The organism is Thermobifida alba, assembly GCF_023208015.1.
In the GTDB taxonomy this organism is placed as follows: Bacteria; Actinomycetota; Actinomycetes; order Streptosporangiales; family Streptosporangiaceae; genus Thermobifida; species Thermobifida alba.
This window is the reverse complement of record NZ_CP051627.1, coordinates 369,624-384,995: the sequence shown is the minus strand read 5'-3', so window position 1 is coordinate 384,995 and position 15,372 is coordinate 369,624. Positions and strand designations below refer to the sequence as shown.

Here is a 15,372-nt window from a genome sequence, read left to right as displayed (position 1 = left end):
GCTCTCGTCGTTCTTGCGACCGCTCACTCAAGAGGAACACATGTCGACTCCCATCTCCATGCCCGCGTTGGGCGAAAGCGTCACCGAGGGCACCGTCACCCAATGGCTCAAGCAGGAAGGCGACACCGTCGAGGCCGACGAGCCGCTCCTTGAGGTCTCGACCGACAAGGTCGACACCGAGATCCCCTCCCCCGTCTCCGGCGTGCTGACCAAGATCCTGGTCGGCGAGGACGAGACCGTCGAGGTGGGCGCCCAGATCGCGATCATCAGCGGCGCCGACGAGGCGCCCGCGGCGCAGTCCGGTCCCGAGGAGGCCGCCCAGGCGGCTGCCGAGCCCGCACCGGAGCCGGAGCCCGCGCCGCAGCCCGCCGCCGAGGAGGCCCCGGCCCCCGCCGCGCCGGAGGCTCCGGAGGCCGCTTCCGGCGCGTCGACCGCCGTCTCCATGCCCGCGTTGGGGGAAAGCGTCACCGAGGGCACCGTCACCCAGTGGCTCAAGCAGGAGGGCGACACCGTCGAGGCCGACGAGCCGCTCCTTGAGGTCTCGACCGACAAGGTCGACACCGAGATCCCCTCCCCCGTCTCCGGCGTGCTGACCAAGATCCTGGTCGGCGAGGACGAGACCGTCGAGGTGGGCGCCCAGATCGCGATCATCGGCACCGCCGGGCAGGCGCCCGCGGCGCAGCCCGCACCCGCCGCTCCCGCACCGGAGGCGGAGCCGGAGCCCGCGCCGCAGCCCGCCGCCGAGGAGGCCCCGGCCCCCGCCGCGCAGCCCGCACCGGAGCCGGAGCCCGCCGCCGCGCCGCGCCCCCGGCGCACCCGCGAGGAGGAGACCCCGACCGTGGACCTGGGGACGCTGAGCGGCACCGGGCAGGTCTCGGGGACCGACGCGACCAGCGAGGGGTACGTCACCCCGCTGGTGCGCAAGCTCGCCGCCCAGGAGGGTGTGGACCTGTCCCAGGTCAGGGGCACCGGTGTGGGCGGCCGTATCCGCAAGCAGGACGTCCTGGAGGCCGCGCGCCGCAAGCGTGAGCTGCAGCGCGCCGCCGCGGCCCGGCCCGCGCCCGCCGCTGCCGCGCCGCGGTCCGCCGCCGACTCCGCCCTGCGGGGCCGCACCGAGACGATGTCCCGGCTGCGGCAGACCATCGCCGAGCAGATGGTCGAGTCGCTGCGCACCTCCGCGCAGCTCACCCAGGTGGTGGAGGTCGACGTCACCGCGGTCGCCCGGCTGCGGGAGCAGGCCGGCGAGCGGTTCGCCGCCGCGGAGGGGGTGGAGCTCGGCTTCTTCCCGTTCTTCGCGCTGGCCACGGTGGAGGCGTTGCAGGCGCACCCGAAGCTCAACGCGGTGGTCGAGGGCACCGAGGTCACCTACCACAGCACCGAGAACCTCGCGGTGGCGGTCGACACCGAGCAGGGCGTGCTGGCCCCGGTGGTCAAGGGCGCCGGGGACCTCGGCCTGGGGGGCCTGGCCCGCAGGATCGCCGACCTGAGCGAACGCGCGCACACCGCCCGCCTGGCCCCGGACGAGTTGAGCGGCGGCACCTTCACCCTGGTGGACAGCGGGGCCTACGGCGCGCTGCTGGAGACCCCGATCATCAACCAGCCGCAGGTGGCGGTCCTGAGCACCGGCACCGTGGTCAAGCGCCCGGTGGTGGTGGAGGACCCGCAGCTGGGCGAGGTCATCACGGTCCGCTCGATGGTGTACCTGTCGCTGAGCTACGACCACCGGCTGATCGACGGCGCCGACGCCGCGCGCTTCCTCGCCGACGTCAAGCAGCGTCTGGAGGAGGGCGTCTTCGAGGCCGACCTGGGGCTGGACTAGACCGGCTCCGGCGGCGAACGCACGGTGGGGCGGCACCCGGAGGTGCCGCCCCACCGCATACCCCACCATCATCCCCTGGTGATCCCCACCACCAAGGTCTGCGTGTCCCGGCCACCGTGTCCCGGCGCCGGGGCGTGCTCGTCACGGCACCCCGCCGGACAAGCGCGATGTAACCAGACTATCACCCAACGTTGCGAATGGGGCTGTTTCCTGGAAATCCGCATCCGGGATGCCGCGGCGCGCCTTCGGGCCCCGCGGGTGCCGCTCCCCGGCGCCCGCGCCGGAGTCGGAGCCAGCACATAAGGTGGAGGGCGTGAGTGAGCTCCTGTACCACTGGTTGGGCGAAGACCCCGTCCCCTACGAGGAGGGCTGGGAACTGCAGCGGCAGCTCCACAAGCGCCGCGTCGCCGATCAACTGCCGGACACCGTGCTGCTCCTGGAGCACGAGCCGGTCTACACCGCGGGCAAACGCACCGGCCCCTGGGACCGTCCGCTGGCCGATCCGGGCGCCCCGGTCGTCGACATCGACCGCGGCGGCAAGATCACCTGGCACGGCCCCGGTCAGCTCACCGCCTACCCCATCGTCAAACTGCCCGCCCCGATGGACGTCGTCGCCTACGTGCGCGCCCTGGAGGAGGCGGTCATCCGGGTGATCGGCGACCTCGGCCTGGCCGGCACGCGAGTGGAGGGCCGCGCCGGGGTGTGGCTCGACGCCGACCCCGGACGGGGCCTGCCCGAACGCAAGGTCGCCGCGATCGGCTGCCGGGTCGCCCGGGGCGTGACGATGCACGGGTTCGCGCTGAACTGCAACAACGACCTGTCGTGGTTCGACCGGATCGTCCCCTGCGGCATCTCCGACGCCGGGGTCACCTCCCTGAGCGCCGAACTGGGCCGCGACGTCCGCGTCGGCGACATCCTGGCGGCCACCGAGCACCACCTGGCCGCGGTACTCGGCGCGTCCAGCCACCGCAGGGCCGTGGGACGGCCCGCGCTCCCCGAGTTCGTCGACGCCTGAGCCACGTCGGCGGGCCCCGCGCCACAAGCGAAACGAAAGGAAGGCCGGTTGTGAGCATCGCTCCCGAGGGCCGCAGGCTGCTGCGGGTGGAAGCCCGCAACAGCACGACCCCCATCGAGAAGAAGCCGCCGTGGATCAAGATCAGGGCGAAGATGGGGCCGGAGTACACCGAACTGCACTCGCTGGTCAAGAACGAGGGGCTGCACACGGTGTGCCAGGAGGCCGGGTGCCCCAACATCTACGAGTGCTGGGAGGACCGGGAGGCCACGTTCCTCATCGGCGGCGACCAGTGCACGCGGCGCTGCGACTTCTGCCAGATCGCCACGGGCAAGCCGACCGCGCTGGACCGGGGCGAGCCGCTGCGGGTCGCCGAGTCGGTGCGCACGATGGGGCTGCGGTACGCGACCGTCACCGGGGTGGCCCGCGACGACCTGGACGACGGCGGCGCGTGGCTGTACGCCGAGACGGTCCGCAAGATCCACGAACTGAACCCCGGCACCGGGGTGGAGCTGCTGATCCCCGACTTCAACGCCGACCCCGACCTGCTGGCCGAGGTCTTCGGCGCGCGGCCGGAGGTGCTGGCGCACAACATCGAGACGGTGCCGCGGATCTTCAAGCGCATCCGCCCCGGGTTCCGCTACGAGCGCTCCCTGGAGGTCATCACCCGCGCCCGCGAGGCGGGACTGGTCACCAAGTCCAACCTGATCCTGGGCATGGGCGAGACCCGCGAGGAGATCAGCGGGGCCATGCGCGACCTGCACGAGGCCGGCTGCGACCTGCTCACCATCACCCAGTACCTGCGCCCCTCCAAGCTGCACCACCCGGTCGACCGCTGGGTCAAGCCGGAGGAGTTCGTGGAGCTGGGCCGCGAGGCCGAGGAGATCGGTTTCGCCGGGGTGATGTCGGGGCCGCTGGTGCGCTCCTCCTACCGGGCGGGACGGCTGTACCAGCAGGCGGTCGAGCGCCGCGGGGCGGCGGCGGCCTCCTGAGCCCCGCGCCGACGGTGCCGCGTGGGACGGCGGCGGACGTCACCGCCGTCCCACCCGTCCACTTCCCGCCCTATCCTTGAGGTATGGCCAAGAAGCCCAAGGAGACCAGGACCGCCCCGGCCGACACGGCCAAGGGGACGGCCGCCGCGAAGCAGCCCGGCAGATTCAAGCAGTTCGGCATGGTCGTCAAGATCGTGCACCAGCACAGCCCGAAGAGCATCCCGATCGCGGTCGGGGTCGTGGCGGCGGTGCTGGTCGTGGCGATCCTGGTCGCCGTCCTCACGGACTCCTGGCTGTACCCGCTGCTACTGGGGGTTCCGCTGGCGCTGCTGGCGGGGCTGATCACCTTCTCCCAGAGCGCGCAGAAGGTGCAGTACCGGCTGCTGGACGGCCAACTGGGCGCGGGGCTGGCGATCCTGCAGAACATGCGCGGCAACTGGACGATCGACCCCGGGGTGAACGCCAACCGCAACATGGACGTCGTGCACCGGGCGGTGGGCCACCCCGGTGTGGTGCTGGTCGGCGAGGGCGACCCGCAGCGGCTGAAGTCCCTGATCGCGGCGGAGCGCAAGCGGGTCATGCGGGTGGCCTACGACACCCCCATCTACGACGTGCAGGTCGGCAACGGCGAGGGCCAGGTCAGGGTCTCCGAGCTGCAGAAGCGGATCTTCAAGCTCCCCCGCAACCTGGACAAGGCGCAGCTGACCGAGCTGCGCTACCGGCTCAAGGCGCTGCCCCCGGCGATGCAGGCCCCGCGCGGCCCGATCCCCAAGGGCGTCAAGATGCCCAAGATGCCCCGTCCCAAGCAGCGCTGAGGCGTATCCGGTCTTCTCCGGCGCTGCCGGAACCGTTTCCGCACGGTTCCGGCAGCGCCGGTGGTGTTTCTCCGGTCCGGCCCAACAACGGGTCCCGCTCAGAAGCGCTGGTTGACCGTTCCCGCGGCGCGGTCGTGCAGGCCGCGCTGGTCGCGGTCGTAGACGACGGCGGGAAGGGCCAGGCACAGCAGGAGGGTGCGGACCAGCATCGCGACGGGCCACGGCCACCTCCGCTCGCCCGTGGCGGCGATGCGGATGCCGACCAGGCGTTTGCCCACGGTGGTGCCGAACAGGGTCAGCAGTGCGGCCGTCAGCACCCCGAAAACCAGGAGCGGCAGCCACAGGGACGGCCCCGAGGCCGGGGCGGCCTGTGCGCCGGGCAGCGCGGGGAGGCCGAACAGCAGCGACGACAGGCAGTTCGCGAGAAACCAGTCGACGGCCACGGCGACCAGACGGCGGCCGAAGCCGGGCACCGACCCCGATCCCGTCTCGGGGAGTCCCAGTCGGCTGCCCCGGTAGCGGAACTCCTCCCCGCCTTCGGAGCCGCCGTCGGTGGTCCCGGTCGGACCGTCGTGACCTTTCGATTCGCCCATGCCTTCACCGTACTGGGCTCCGCCGCCGACTCTCACTCCCCTTCGGGCCGCCAGGACGCCGGCCGCGGGGGCCCGGGGAGGGGAGTCCTCCGTAACAGCCACGAAACATACGGGACACGGGTCGGAAATCGGCTGCTCCTAGCGTCGCATACAGAGCCGGAAGGTGGCGGAGGCGGATCTTCGCGACGTATCGGACGTCCGTCCCACGACCTTGTGAACCCGCACGGAGGTAACCTTGTTCAGCAGCGCCGACGAAGCTCTCGCCTATATCCGGGAAGAAGGCGTTCAGTTCGTGGACGTCCGGTTCACCGACCTGTTCGGCGGCGTCCACCACGTGACGCTCCCGGCCGAGCACGTCGACGAGGACTTCCTCAGCAACGGCCAGATGTTCGACGGCTCGTCGATCCGCGGCTTCCAGGCGATCCACGAGTCCGACATGCTGCTCCTGCCCGACCTGGGCACCGCGGTCCTCGACCCGTTCCGCGAGTACAAGACGCTGAACATCACCTTCTTCGTGCACGATCCGCTCACCCGCGAGTCCTACAGCCGCGACCCCCGCAACGTCGCCCGCAAGGCCGAGGCCTACCTGAAGAGCACCGGCATCGCCGACACCGCGTTCTTCGGTCCCGAGGCCGAGTTCTACATCTTCGACGACGTCCAGTTCGCCACCGAGCCCAACACCGGCTACTACTGCATCGACTCCATCGAGGGCGCCTGGAACACCGGCAGCAAGCGCGAGGGCGGCAACCTCGGCTACCGGCCCCGCTACAAGGGCGGCTACTTCCCGGTGGAGCCCAGCGACCACTACAGCGACCTGCGCTCCCGCATGGTCCGCACCATGATCGAGGCGGGCCTCCCGGTGGAGCTGCACCACCACGAGGTGGGCACCGCCGGCCAGTCCGAGATCGGCATCAAGTTCGGCACCCTGCTGCGGCAGGCCGACCGGGTCCAGCTGTACAAGTACATCGTCAAGAACGTCGCCAACGCCGCGGGCAAGACGGTGACCTTCATGCCCAAGCCGCTGTTCGGCGACAACGGCTCCGGCATGCACTGCCACCAGAGCCTGTGGAAGGACGGCGCCCCGCTGTTCTTCGACGAGAGCGGCTACGCGCAGCTGTCCGACATCGCCCGCTACTACATCGGCGGCCTGCTCCGGCACGCCCCGTCGCTGCTGGCCTTCACCAACCCGACGGTGAACTCCTACCACCGCCTGGTGCCGGGCTACGAGGCGCCGATCAACCTGGTGTACTCGCAGCGCAACCGCTCCGCCTGCGTCCGCATCCCGCTGACCGGCCCCAACCCGAAGGCCAAGCGGCTGGAGTTCCGGGTGCCCGACCCGTCGGCCAACCCGTACCTGGCCTTCTCCGCCATGCTGATGGCGGGCATCGACGGCATCAAGAACAAGATCGAGCCGCCGGAGCCGCTGGACAAGGACCTCTACGAGCTGCCGCCGGAGGAGGCCGCCGAGATCGCCAAGGTCCCGGCGTCCCTGGAGGAGGCCCTGGACCACCTGGAGGCCGACCACGAGTACCTGGTCGAGGGCGGGGTCTTCACCGAGGACCTCATCGAGACCTACATCGACTACAAGCGCAGCGTCGAGATCGACTCGCTGCGGCTGCGTCCGCACCCGCGCGAGTTCGAGCTGTACTACGACGTCTGATCACGCGCCGCCGACCGGACCCGGGTCCTCCCGGCCGGGCCGGCGCACCTGACGGCCGCGGTGGGGCCGCCCGGACGGGCGGCCCCACCGCGTTGCGCACGCAGACCTCCACCGGGTCCGGCCGGGCACGCAAGGCCGCCGGGCTCCCGGTGTTCCGCCGGCACCGCCCGACGGCCCCGCGGAGCGCACCGTGCCGCGGCAGCGCCTCCCGGCTCACCGCCCGCCCCGGGCTACGATCGGTCCCGTGGGCCCCGGGGCGCCTCTGCACAGCACGCCACCCGGGGCACGGTCGTCCGGGGCGCCCGCGCCGCCCCTCAGCGCGCCGCACCCAGTTCCAGGGCGGCCACGCCCGCGATCACCAGGACGATGCCGCCCACCTGGATCCAGGTGAGGGTGTCGCCCAGGAAGAGGGCGCCGATGAGGGCGACCAGGGTCACACCCACCGCCGCCCAGATGCCGTAGGCGACGCCCACCCCCATGCCCAGCTTGAGCACCTGGGCGAGCAGGTAGAACGCCACCCCGTAGCCCGCGAGCGTGACCACCGAGGGCAGCGGCCTGGTGAACCCGTCCGACAGCCGGAGCGAGACCGTCGCGGTCACCTCGGCGAGGATCGCGCCGATGAGCAGCAGCCACTGCATGAGCCCCCCACGGAAGTATCTGACGACATCCCCACCCCAAGTGTCCCCTTTCGGGTGCTTCTCTTCGTCACGGGGCCGTCCCGGCATTGCGCCCCCGTGGTCGCTCCCCGCCGCTCCCCCCGGCGTTACCGTGGTTCTGTGGCGACTCGGGACAGCACGGGGATGAGCGTGGGCGCGCTGGCCCGCCGGGGTTTCGGCGACGCGGCCCGCGCGGCACGGTTGTTGGCGGAGGCGGGCCTGGACCCCGTCCGGCACGAGGCGGTCATGGACGCTCTGAGCCGGTCGGCCGACCCCGACCTGGCGCTGCTGGGGCTGGTCCGGATCGTGGAGCGCTCCCCGGAGGCCGAGGACCTGTTCGCCGCCCTGCACGAGGACGCGGACCTGCGGGAGCGGCTGTTGCGGGTGCTGGGGGCCAGCAGCGCGCTCGCCGACCACCTGGTGCGCCACCCCGGGGACTGGCGGGAGCTGCGCGGCGCCGACGCCGCCCGGCTGCCCGACGCCGAGGAGCTGCGCGCGGGACTGCTGCACGTGGTCGGCGCCGACCCGCACTCCCCGGCGCCGGCGGCCGACCTGTCCGCCTTCGACCCGGCCGAGGCGGCGCACGCGCTGCGGCTGGCCTACCGGCGGCGGGTGCTGCGGCTGGCCGGACGGGACCTCACCGGGGTGCAGGACCTCAGGGAGGTCGCCGCCGAACTGGCCGACCTGGCCGCGGCCGTGCTGGAGGGGTCCCTGGCCATCGCCCGCGCCCGCTTCCCCGAGGAGGCCGCGCGCTGCCGGCTGGCGGTGATCGGCATGGGCAAGTGCGGCGGCCGGGAGCTCAACTACGTCAGCGACGTGGACGTGGTGTTCGTCGCCGAGCCCACCGCCGACGCCCCCGACGAGGCCGCGGCGCTGGCGGCGGCCACCCGGCTGGCCGCCGCGATGATGGAGGTCCCCAGCGACACCGACGCCGAGGGCACCCTGTGGGAGGTGGACGCGGCGCTGCGCCCCGACGGCAGGCACGGGCCCCTGGTGCGTCCGCTGGCCGGCCATGTCGCCTACTACGAGCGCTGGGCCAAGACCTGGGAGTTCCAGGCCCTGCTGAAGGCCCGTCCGATCGCCGGGGACGCCGAGCTGGGGGCGGCCTACGTCGAGGCGATCGGTCCGCTGGTGTGGCAGGCGGCGGGGCGGCCGGACTTCGTCGAGGACGTGCAGGCGATGCGCCGCCGGGTGGAGGCGCACATCCCGCGGGCCGAGGCCGACCGGCAGCTCAAACTGGGGCGGGGCGGGCTGCGCGACATCGAGTTCGCGGTGCAGCTGCTGCAGCTGGTGCACGGCCGCAGCGACGAGTCGCTGCGCTCCGGCAACACCCTGGAGGCGTTGGAGGCGCTGTCCCGGGGCGGTTACGTGGGCCGCCGGGACGCCGCGGACATGGCCGACTCCTACCGGTTCCTGCGCCGGGTGGAGCACCTGCTGCAACTGCACCGGCTGCGCCGCACCCACCTGCTGCCCGACGCCCGGACCGAGAGCGGGCAGCGGGAGCTGCGCCGCCTGGGCCGGTCGCTGGGGTTCACCGCCGACCCGGTCGCCGGTCTGACCGCCACCTGGCGGCGGCGGGCCGGCGAGGTGCGCCGCCTGCACGAGAAGCTGTTCTACCGGCCGCTGCTCAAGGCGGTGGCGCGGCTGCCCGAGGACGAGGTGCGGCTCTCCCCCGAGCACGCGCGCTTCCGGCTGGAGGCGCTGGGGTTCGTCGACCCGACGGGGGCGCTGCGCCACCTGGAGGCGCTCACCTCGGGGGTGTCGCGGCGCGCCGCGATCCAGCGCACCCTGCTGCCGGTGATGCTGGGCTGGTTCGCCGACTCCCCCGATCCCGACGCCGGGCTGCTGGGGTTCCGACAGGTCAGCGACGCGCTGGGCACCACCCCGTGGTACCTGCGGCTGCTCCGCGACGACGTGCGGGTCGCCGAGCGCATGGCCCACCTGCTGGGGACCAGCCGCTACGTCACCGAACTGCTGCTGCGCGCACCGGACGCGGTGGCGCTGCTGGCCGACGACGCCCTCCTCGTGCAGCGCCGCAACGCCGAGCTGGCCGCCGAGGCCGACGCCGCGCTGCGCCGGCACGACACGGCGGAGAACCAGGTGGCGGGGGTGCGTGCGCTGCGCCGCCGGGAGCTGCTGCGGACCGCGGCCGCCGACCTGCTGGGCGTGACCGACATCGACGGGGTCGGCGACGCGTTGACCGCGATCGCGGTGGTCACCATCGACGCCGCGCTGCGCGCGGCGACCGAGCGGGTGGCCCGCAGGCGCGGCGCGCAGCCGTGCACCCGGATGTGCGTGGTCGCGATGGGGCGGTTCGGCGGCAACGAGCTGAGCTACACCAGCGACGCCGACGTGGTGTACGTGCACGATCCGCTGCCGGGCGCGGATCCGGCGGAGGCCGCGGCCACCGCGGAGGAGATCGTGCGGGAGCTGGCGCGGCTGCTGGAGCTGCCCGCGGCCGAGCCGCCGGTGCGGTTGGACGCGGCGCTGCGGCCGGAGGGCCGGAACGGCCCGATGGTGCGGACCCTGGACTCCTACGCGGCCTACTACTCGCGGTGGGCGTCGCACTGGGAGAGCCAGGCGCTGCTGCGCGCGATGCCGGTGGCCGGGGACGCCGAGCTGGGGCAGCGGTTCGTGGAGGTGGTCGACCCGGTCCGCTATCCGCGGGGCGGCCCCGGCGAGCAGGCGGTCCGGGAGATCCGGCGGCTCAAGGCGCGCATGGAGGCGGAGCGGCTGCCGCGCGGCGCCGACCCCGCGCTGCACACCAAGCTGGGCCGGGGCGGGCTCTCGGACGTGGAGTGGTCGGTCCAGCTGCTGCAGCTGCGGCACGCCCACGAGGTCGCGGAGCTGCGGACCACGGGGACGCTGCAGGCGTTGAACGCCGCGGTGCGCAACGGTCTGCTGGATCCCGACGACGGCGCGACGCTGGAGGTGGCCTGGCGGCTGGCGTCCCGGATCCGCGGCGCGCTCACCCTGGTGCGCGGGAGGGGCGGCGACTCCATCCCGGCGGACCTGCGGGAGCGCACCGCGATCGCGGGCGCGCTGGGCTACCGTGCCGACAGCGGCGAGGTGAGCCCGGGGGAGCGGATGGTGGAGGAGTACCGCAGGGCCACCCGCCGGGCCCGCGCGGTGATGGAGCGCGTGTTCTACGACAGCTGAGCCGGGCCCGCCCGGGGCCCGGCGGCCTCTCTTCCCGTCCCGCGGTACGGGCCGCTCCGGGGCGTGCCCGGCCCCGCCGTGCCCCCGGAAGCCCTCTCGGCCGCCCTCGGGCGACGGTGATGTTTGCGCAAGTTATTACGGTTCTTGCGGTTCTTTCGCACGGTTGACGCAGCGGACTGCCGCCGCCCCGCCCTCTATTCGACCCCGCAGAGCCCAGCACAACCCCCATGAATCCGCACTTTCGGACAATCAGCACGATTCCATCGGGGAAGGTTCACAAACCGGCCGCCGGTTGTTATCTTCATCTCACCCTGAAAGTTCTTGCAAAGATTGCACAACTTGCAAGCCCTCTTTCAGGTGTCTGAACCCCCCGATCCGCATTGGAGTACCCGATGGGAGTACGCAGACCCCTGGCCGCGCTGCTCGCGGCCGTGCTGGGCGTCGCGGTGTCCCTGGTCTCCCCGGTCGTCGCGGCCTCCCCCGCTCATGCCGCGCCCTCCGGGGACCGGGACGTCATCGTCCACCTGTTCCAGTGGCGGTGGCAGTCGATCGCCGAGGAGTGCGAGACCACGCTGGGCCCCCACGGCTTCGGCGCGGTACAGGTCTCCCCGCCCCAGGAGCACGTGGTGCTGCCCGGTGAGGGATACCCCTGGTGGCAGGACTACCAGCCGGTGTCCTACCGGCTCGACCAGACCCGCCGCGGCACCCGGGCCGACTTCGTCGACATGGTCGACACCTGCCGCGAGGCCGGGGTCAAGATCTACGTCGACGCGGTCATCAACCACATGAGCGGCACCGGGTCCGTCGGCTCCGGCCCCGGCAGCGCGGGGTCGGCCTACGGCAAGTACGAGTACCCGGGCCTCTACCAGAGCCAGGACTTCAACGACTGCCGCCGCGACATCTCCGACTGGAACGACAAGTGGGAGGTGCAGTACTGCGAACTGGTCGGCCTGGCCGACCTGAGGACCTCCTCCCCCTACGTCCGCGACCGGATCGCGGACTACCTCAACGACCTGGTCGCCATCGGTGTGGCGGGCTTCCGCATCGACGCGGCCAAGCACATCCCCGAGGCCGACCTGCAGGCGATCGTCTCCCGCCTGGACGACGTCCACCCCGACTGGGGCGGCGGCAAGCCGTACGTCTTCCAGGAGGTCATCGCCGACGGCACGATCGGCACCGGCTCCTACACCCCGATCGGGGACGTCACCGAGTTCCAGTACCACCGCGACATCAGCCACGCCTTCGCCGACGGCGCCATCTCCCACCTGACCGGGCTGGGCGGCGGCCTGACCCCCGGCGCCGAGGCCGTGGTGTTCGTGGCCAACCACGACACCCAGCGCAACGACCCGATCCTCACCCACACCGACGGGGCCCGCTACGACCTGGCGCAGAAGTTCATGCTGGCCCACCCCTACGGCACCCCCAAGGTGATGTCCAGCTACACCTGGTCCGGGGACGACCGGACCGGGCCGCCCATGAGCGCCGACGGCACCACCGACCCCACCGACTGCTCGGCGGCCCGCTGGGTGTGCGAGCACCGCGCGGTCGCGGGCATGGTCTCCTTCCACAACGCGGTGGACGGCCACGGGATCGGCTCGGCCGTCACCGACGGCGCCGGCCGGCTGGCGTTCGCGCGCGGCTCCGCCGGGTACGCCGCGTTCAACGCCACGGACAGCGCCTGGACGCGCACCTTCACCACCGGCCTGCCCGACGGCACCTACTGCGACGTGGCCAACGGCACCTTCGTCGACGGCGTGTGCGACGGGCCCAGCTACGAGGTGTCCGGGGGGACGTTCACCGCCACCGTCGCCGCCGACGGCGCGGTCGCGCTGCACGTCGGGGCGGTGGGCGAGTGCGCCGACCCGGCCGGCTGCGGCGCCGGGCCGCCCCCCGGCGACGGCGACTGCCCCGCCGTCGCCTCCCGGTTCGACGCCACCGTCACCACCTGGTACGGCCAGGAGGTCCGGGTGGTGGGCTCCCTCCCCGAACTGGGGTCCTGGAACCCCGCCGACGGGCTGCGGCTGCACACCGACGCCGCCGCCTACCCCGTCTGGACGGGGCAGGCCGCCCTGCCCGAGGGGGCCCGGTTCGAGTACAAGTACGTCAAGGTCGACCCCGACGGCACCGTGGAGTGGGAGAACGGGGGCAACCGGTCCGCCACGGCCGACGACGGCGGCGGCTGCGCCCGGACCTTCACCGGCTCCTGGCGGTGACCCCCGTCCCCGCCCTGCCTCCGAGGAGGTGATCCACCGGTCCACCGGGGGCATCGGCGGACGGTCCCCCTCCTGACCCCCCGTCCGCCCCACGCCCCGTCCCCGCGGCGCCGCCCCGACTCTCCTCCCGGGGCGGCGCCGTCACGGCACCGCCGGAAAACGACAACTACGGGACGTAGTAGTGTGCGGGGTATGGAAATCGCCTACTCCGCGCTTGTCTTCCTCCACTTCGTGACCCTCTCCGGAATCGTCGCCGGATGGCTGATGCAGCAGATCGGCGGCTACGCCAAGGCCCCCAAGGTGCTCCTGCACAGTGCCCTGACCCAGCTGGTCATCGGCGTGCTGCTGGTGGGCCTCCGCGAGATGGGCGACCTCGGCGCCGTCGACCACGCCAAGATCGGCGTCAAGCTGGCGGTCAACCTCGCCGTGATCGTGGTCGCCGTCCTCAACGCCCGCAAGTCCTCCCCGAAGCTGGCGCTGACCGCCGGTCTGCTGACCCTGCTCAACATCGGCGTCGCCGTGTTCTGGTAGTCCCCCCGCCGAAGACGACCGCGACGGCGGCGGGCGTCCGCCGCCGTCACCGCTCCCGGGTCAGGCCGTCCACCGGTTGGTGATCGGCAGCCGCCGGTCCCGGCCGAAGTTGCGCCCGCTGATCTTGGGCCCCGGCGGGTACTGGCGGCGCTTGTACTCGGCCCGGTCGACCATGCGGATGACCCGGTCCACCAGCGCGGGGTCGTGTCCCGCGGAGACCAGTTCCTCCCGGCCCAGGTCGGTGCCCACGTAGTCGTCCAGCAGCGCGTCCAGGATCCCGTAGTCCGGCAGGGAGTCGGTGTCCAGCTGCCCGGGCCGCAGTTCGGCGCTGGGCGGCTTGGTGATGGAGTTCTCCGGGATCGGCGGGGTCCGCCCCAGCCGCGCGGCCTCGGCGTTGCGCCACCGCGCCAGCTCCCACACCAGGGTCTTCCAGACGTCCTTGATCGGCGCGAAGCCGCCCGCGGAGTCCCCGTAGAGGGTGGAGTAGCCGGCCGCCAGCTCGCTCTTGTTCCCGGTGGTCAGCACCAGGTGGCCCTCCTGGTTGGACAGCGTCATCAGCAGCTGTCCGCGCACCCGGGCCTGCAGGTTCTCCGCGGCCAGGCCGTCGACCTCCACCGCGTTCTCGAAGGCCTCCACCATCGGCCCCACCGGGATGGTGCGCGCGTTGAGGCCCTGGCGGCGCACCAGCTCCTCGGCGTCGGAGACCGAGTGGTCGCTGGAGTAGCGGCTCGGCATGAGCACGCCGTGGACCCGTTCGGGGCCGAGCGCGTCGACGGCGATGGTGGCGACCAGCGCTGAGTCGATGCCGCCGGACAGGCCCAGGATCACCGAGGCGAACCGGTTCTTGCGCACGTAGTCGCGGGTGGCCAGCACCAGGGCCGCGTACACCTCGCCGATGTCGTCCGTGCGCGGGGCCACCGGGGCGGGCAGCGGCTCGTAGGGCCGCACCGGCTGCTCGGACAGCAGGTGCCGCTCGATGGTGACGCCGTCGGCCTCCGCGGCCGCCCCCCACAGGCCCGGCCCCACCGCCTCCGGCAGCTCCAGGTCCACCACCAGCAGCGCCTCCTCGAACCGGGGGGCGCGGGCGAGGAGGTTCCCGGCGGCGTCGACGACGAGGGAGTCGCCGTCGAAGACGAGTTCGTCCTGGCCGCCGACCATGTTGACGTAGGCCAGGGCCGCCCCGGCCTCGCGGGCCCGGCGGGCGCACAGCTCCAGCCGCGCGTCGCCCTTGTCCCGCTCGTACGGCGAACCGTTCAGCACGACCAGCAGGGAGGCCCCGGACTCGTGCACGGCGGCGACGGGGCCGCCGTCCTGCCACAGGTCCTCGCAGACGACGAAGGCCGTGTCGACGCCGTGCAGCCGCACCACCGGCAGCACGTTGCCGGGCACGAAGTAGCGGAACTCGTCGAACACCCCGTAGTTGGGCAGGTGGTGCTTGGCGGAGGTGAAGACCGGGCGTCCCCGGTGCAGCAGCGCCACCGCGTTCTGCGGGGACCCGACCGGCTGGCCCAGCGCGGTGGCGGCACTCCCCCGGCGGCGGCTCAGGTGGCCGACGACGACGGGGAGCTCTCCCAGCCCCTCCGCGGCGAGCCGCTCGGCCAGGGCGTGCACGGCCTCGATGGAGGCGTCGACGAAGGTCCTGCGCAGGGCGAGGTCCTCCACCGGGTAGCCGGTGAGCACCATCTCGGGGAACACCACCAGGTGCGCCCCCGCCTCGGCCGCCCGGCGCGCCTGCTCGCAGACGATGTCGCAGTTTCCCCCCAGGTCTCCCACGGTGGGGTTGACCTGGGCCATAGCCAGTCGCAGTTGTGCCACGGCACCGAGCCTAACGCCCGGCGCCCCCGCGCCGCCGCACACCCCCGGCCGGCCGGTGTTCCCTCCCGCACTCGGGGTAGGGGACGGGGAGCCTCCGCTTAACGTCG

General features: G+C 72.9%; 11 protein-coding genes. 8 read left to right on the top strand and 3 right to left on the bottom strand.

The genetic code is table 11. The annotated features are described in order from the left end of the window. Positions 1-40 precede the first annotated feature (40 nt). From sucB to FOF52_RS01715, 4 genes are all read left to right on the top strand, one after another. A complete protein-coding gene (gene sucB / locus FOF52_RS01730) occupies positions 41-1,819 on the top strand; it encodes a 2-oxoglutarate dehydrogenase, E2 component, dihydrolipoamide succinyltransferase (RefSeq protein WP_282573794.1) in 1,779 nt (592 codons plus the stop codon). 313 nt (positions 1,820-2,132) lie between these two features. Next, entirely contained in the window at positions 2,133-2,834 is a 702-nt protein-coding gene (lipB, locus tag FOF52_RS01725; protein WP_248592073.1) for a lipoyl(octanoyl) transferase LipB, read from the top strand. A gap of 50 nt (positions 2,835-2,884) precedes the next feature. Further along, positions 2,885-3,823, top strand: coding sequence for a lipoyl synthase (lipA, locus tag FOF52_RS01720; RefSeq protein WP_248592072.1), 939 nt, complete (start codon positions 2,885-2,887; stop codon positions 3,821-3,823). Between the two features lie 83 nt (positions 3,824-3,906). Further along, the gene (locus FOF52_RS01715) at positions 3,907-4,638 is read left to right on the top strand and encodes a DUF4191 domain-containing protein (protein WP_248592071.1); all 732 of its coding nucleotides are present in this window, start codon (positions 3,907-3,909) and stop codon (positions 4,636-4,638) included. Positions 4,639-4,736: 98 nt separating this feature from the next. Here FOF52_RS01715 and FOF52_RS01710 read toward each other — a convergent pair whose 3' ends face one another. Next, the gene (locus FOF52_RS01710; protein ID WP_248592070.1) at positions 4,737-5,231 is read right to left on the bottom strand and encodes an RDD family protein; all 495 of its coding nucleotides are present in this window, start codon (positions 5,229-5,231) and stop codon (positions 4,737-4,739) included. 235 nt (positions 5,232-5,466) lie between these two features. Here FOF52_RS01710 and glnA point away from each other — a divergent pair, with 235 nt between their 5' ends. Continuing rightward, positions 5,467-6,891 carry a type I glutamate--ammonia ligase gene (gene glnA / locus FOF52_RS01705; protein WP_248592069.1) on the top strand — a complete coding sequence of 475 codons (1,425 nt, stop codon included), beginning with the start codon at positions 5,467-5,469 and terminating at the stop codon, positions 6,889-6,891. A 314-nt stretch (positions 6,892-7,205) separates the two neighbouring features. On the opposite strand, the gene FOF52_RS01700 is transcribed toward glnA, so the two are convergent. Continuing rightward, entirely contained in the window at positions 7,206-7,529 is a 324-nt protein-coding gene (locus FOF52_RS01700; RefSeq protein WP_248592068.1) for a DMT family transporter, read from the bottom strand. Between the two features lie 162 nt (positions 7,530-7,691). Between FOF52_RS01700 and FOF52_RS01695 the strand changes: the two genes are divergently transcribed. From FOF52_RS01695 to FOF52_RS01685, 3 genes are all read left to right on the top strand, one after another. Beyond that, positions 7,692-10,706 carry a bifunctional [glutamine synthetase] adenylyltransferase/[glutamine synthetase]-adenylyl-L-tyrosine phosphorylase gene (locus FOF52_RS01695; RefSeq protein ID WP_248593719.1) on the top strand — a complete coding sequence of 1,005 codons (3,015 nt, stop codon included), beginning with the start codon at positions 7,692-7,694 and terminating at the stop codon, positions 10,704-10,706. A gap of 392 nt (positions 10,707-11,098) precedes the next feature. Beyond that, positions 11,099-12,919 (top strand): carbohydrate-binding module family 20 domain-containing protein, encoded by a 1,821-nt coding sequence (locus FOF52_RS01690; protein ID WP_248592067.1) that lies wholly within the window; start codon positions 11,099-11,101, stop codon positions 12,917-12,919. Positions 12,920-13,111: 192 nt separating this feature from the next. Next, positions 13,112-13,450 (top strand): hypothetical protein, encoded by a 339-nt coding sequence (locus FOF52_RS01685; protein WP_248592066.1) that lies wholly within the window; start codon positions 13,112-13,114, stop codon positions 13,448-13,450. A gap of 60 nt (positions 13,451-13,510) precedes the next feature. Here FOF52_RS01685 and FOF52_RS01680 read toward each other — a convergent pair whose 3' ends face one another. Then, positions 13,511-15,265, bottom strand: a complete 1,755-nt coding sequence (locus FOF52_RS01680; protein ID WP_282573793.1) for an NAD+ synthase — start codon at positions 15,263-15,265, stop codon at positions 13,511-13,513. Positions 15,266-15,372: the final 107 nt, after the last annotated feature.